This window comes from Immundisolibacter sp. (genome assembly GCF_041625615.1).
In the GTDB taxonomy this organism is placed as follows: Bacteria; Pseudomonadota; Gammaproteobacteria; order Immundisolibacterales; family Immundisolibacteraceae; genus Immundisolibacter.
The window spans coordinates 1-3,491 of sequence record NZ_JBFJTF010000188.1 but is presented as its reverse complement, the minus strand read 5'-3'; the positions used below and the strand labels follow the sequence as shown (position 1 = coordinate 3,491).

Here is a 3,491-nt window from a genome sequence, read left to right as displayed (position 1 = left end):
GGGCACGCCAGGGAGCGCGTGCTGGAGCGCCTGCCGCTGCCGGAATCCGCCGCACAGCAGCTGATCGAGTACCTGGCCGCCGCGCACGCCGCGCTCGGCGCGCTGCCGACGCAGGACACCGTCATCTTCGAACGCTTCTTCGACGACACCGGCGACCAGCACCTGGTCATCCACGCGCCGTTCGGCTCACGCATCAACAAGGCCTGGGGACTGGCGCTGCGCAAGCGGTTCTGCCGGCGCTTCAATTTCGAGCTGCAGGCGGCGGCGCTGGAGGACAGCATCGTCATCTCGCTCGGCTCCGTGCACAGCTTTCCGCTGCACGAGCCGGCCGGGTACCTGAAATCCGCCACCGCGCGCGAGGTGCTGATCCAGGCCGTGATCGCCGCGCCGCTGTTCGAGGCGCGCTGGCGCTGGGTGGCGACCACGGCGCTGGCCATCCTGCGCCAGCGGGCGGGCAAGCGCGCGCCGCCACAGTGGCAGCGCAACGACGCGCAGGACCTGATCGCCACCGTGTTCCCGGACCAGATCGCCTGCGCCGAGAACATCGCCGGCGAGCGCGAGGTGCCGGACCACCCCCTGGTCAGGCAGGCGCTGGCCGACTGCCTGACCGAGTCGATGGACGTGGATGGGTTTCTCGCCGTGCTGCGCGGCATCGAGCAGGGCGGCATCCGGATCCTGACGCGCGACCTGACCGCCCCCTCCCCGCTGGCCGAGGAAATCCTGAACGCCCGGCCGTACGCCTTCCTGGACGACGTGCCGGCCGAGGAGCGGCGCACGCTCGCCGTGCGTCCGGCGCCGGCCGACCTGTCGGCCAGCGCATCGCTCGGCGTGTTGCAGCAGGACGCCATCGACCGCGTGCGTGGCGAGGCCTGGCCGCAGGCGCGCGACGCCGACGAACTGCACGACGCGCTGCTGCTGCTCGGCTTCCTCACTGTGACCGAGGCAGCCAGCGAACCGCGCTGGCCGGCCCTGCTGCAGGTGCTGGCCGACGACAGCCGCGCCTGTTGCCTCGATGGCCGGCTGTGGGTGGCGGCAGAGCGCCTGGCCGAAGCACGGGCGGTGTTGCCGGCGGCGCCGGCCGAACCGCCCATCGCCGCGGTCGGCGCGCCCCCGGACACGGCCGAAGCGGCGCTGCGCGAGCTGCTGCGCGGCCGCCTCGAGGGGCTCGGACCGGTCACCGCCGCACGCGTCGGCGCACCGCTGGCGCTGACACCATCGGCCATCGACGCCGCGCTGCGGGCGCTCGAAAGCGAAGGCTTCGTCCTGCGCGGCCGCTACACGCCGGGCACGGCGGACGAGGAATGGTGCGAGCGCGGCCTTCTGGCCCGCATCCACCGCTACAGCCTCGACCGGCGCCGCCGCGCCATCGCGCCGGTCAGCGAAGCCGCTTTCCGGCGCTTTCAGCGCGCCTGGCAGGGCCTCGACGATCCCGGCGAGGGGCCGGAGGCGCTGTACGCCATCATCGAACAACTGGCCGGCCTGTCGCAGCCGGCCGCCGCCTGGGAACGCGAGGTGCTGCCGGCGCGCCTGCACGGCTATCAGCCGTTCTGGCTGGACCAGCTGTGCGCCCAGGGACGCGTCGCCTGGCTGCGCCTGCTGCCGCCACGGGTCAGCGGCGAACGACGACGGGTCACCACCCCGGTGCGCAGCACGCCCATCGCGCTGGTACCGCGCGAGCACCTGGCGCTGTGGCGGCAGCTGGCACCGGCGATCTCGCCGGACCTCGAGCTAAGCGGCCTCGCCACGCGCGTGCGTGACGCGCTCGGCGGCCTCGGCGCCTCGTTCTTTGCCGATCTGGTCGCCACCACCGGCCTGCTGCGCACGCAAGTGGAAACGGCGCTGGCGGAACTGGTGGCGCTGGGGCTGGTGACGTCGGACGGCTTTTCCGGCCTGCGCACGCTGATCGCGCCGGCCAGCCAGCGGCCAAGCTTCGCCCCGCGCCGCCACCGCGGCCCGCGTCCACGCGTGTCCGGGGTCGGCGCCGCCGGACGCTGGTCGCTGTTGCCGGCGCTGCCGGCCGGCGCCGCAGACACCCGCGATGGCGCCGTGGCGCATGCCGCGCAGACGCTGCTGCAGCGTCACGGCGTGGTGTTCCGGGCGACGCTGGACGACGAAAACTGCGCCCCGCCCTGGCGCGAACTGCTGTACGTCTACCGCCGCCTGGAAGCACGCGGCGAACTGCGCGGCGGGCGCTTCGTCGAGCGCTTCGCCGGCGAACAGTTCGCGCTGCCGGAGGCGGTCGAGGCGCTGCGCGCCGCGCACCGCGACACCGCGCCGGAACAGCCGGCACTGGCCGGCTGAGGTTACGTGCCTGACACGCCGCGCACGCACACCCGACCACACCTGAGCAACCGGGGTCGGAAAAAAATATAAAGGTGTCGCGCGCCGAACCGTTAAAGTCGTGAAAACCCCACCGAGCCGCCATGCGCCGCACGCTGCACTGTTTTTTCTTCTGGCTGTTGTCCGCCGTAGTGCTTGGCGGTTGCGCACCCCAGACTCACCTGACGGTGGCCGTCCACCCTTGGATCGGCTACGAATCCCTGTGCTTGGCCCAGGACCTGGGCTGGCTGCCGCGGGAGGTGCGCTTGCGTCACGGCCACACAGCGCTCGACGCGTTGGCGGCGCTGAAGGCTGGGCAGGTGGATGCCGCCACCCTGACGCTCGACGAGGTTTTGCAGGCGCGAAGCGCCGGTGTTCCGCTCAGCGTGGTGCTGGTGATGGACAGTTCCGCCGGTGGCGACGTGCTCATGGTGCGGCAAGGCATTACCACGCTCGCCGCCCTGTCCGGCAAGCGCATCGGCTACGAACACACCGCCGTCGGTGAACTGGTGCTGAGCGAAGTACTGGCCCAGGCGGGCCTGTCACCCGACGCCATCGAACACGTCCACCTGCCCATCGCCGAGCAGGTGGCGGCGTGGCGCGCCGGTGCCGTCGACGCCATCGTCACCTATGAACCGGTCGCCTCGCGGTTGCGTGCCGAGGGCGCGCAGCCCCTGTTCGACAGTCGGCAGATGCCGGACACTATTTTCGACGTACTGGCCGTGCGGCGCGACCGGCTGGCCGAACGCCACCGCGCCCTGCACCTACTGACGCAAACGCATTTTCGAGTGCTTGAATACCTGCAAAGCAACCGCGAGGATGCCGTCTATCGCATCGCCGAGCACCAGGGCGTGACCGCCGCCGACGTACGCCGCGCCCTGTCCGGGGTGATCCTGCCGAACCTGGCTGGGAACCACTACGCGCTGCGTTCGGGCTCACGTTTCGAGCAGGCCGCCGAGCGGCTGGAACGCCTCATGGTGCAACGCGAACTGCTGCCCACCCCTGACGATCTGAAGCATCTGTTCGTTGACGACTACCTCCCTCCGGCGGGGGAATACGGCTCGTGATGCGATGCTGCCTGACTTTGGCGCTGGCGCTGCTCGCCGGTGTCGCGCAGGGCGCCCAGCACCTGACGCTGGGCGTGCTGGCAGTGCGCCCTGCGCCGGTGGTGC

The 3,491-nt window shown here is 71.6% G+C and carries 1 protein-coding gene and 1 pseudogene; both read left to right on the top strand.

Annotation, left to right across the window (positions count from 1 at the left end; genetic code table 11):
- A pseudogene (locus ABYX71_RS11160) lies at window positions 1-2,301 on the top strand (ATP-dependent DNA helicase); the annotation flags it as partial.
- 122 nt (window positions 2,302-2,423) lie between these two features.
- Window positions 2,424-3,386 carry an ABC transporter substrate-binding protein gene (locus ABYX71_RS11155; RefSeq protein ID WP_372696571.1) on the top strand — a complete coding sequence of 321 codons (963 nt, stop codon included), beginning with the start codon at window positions 2,424-2,426 and terminating at the stop codon, window positions 3,384-3,386.
- Window positions 3,387-3,491 lie beyond the last annotated feature (105 nt).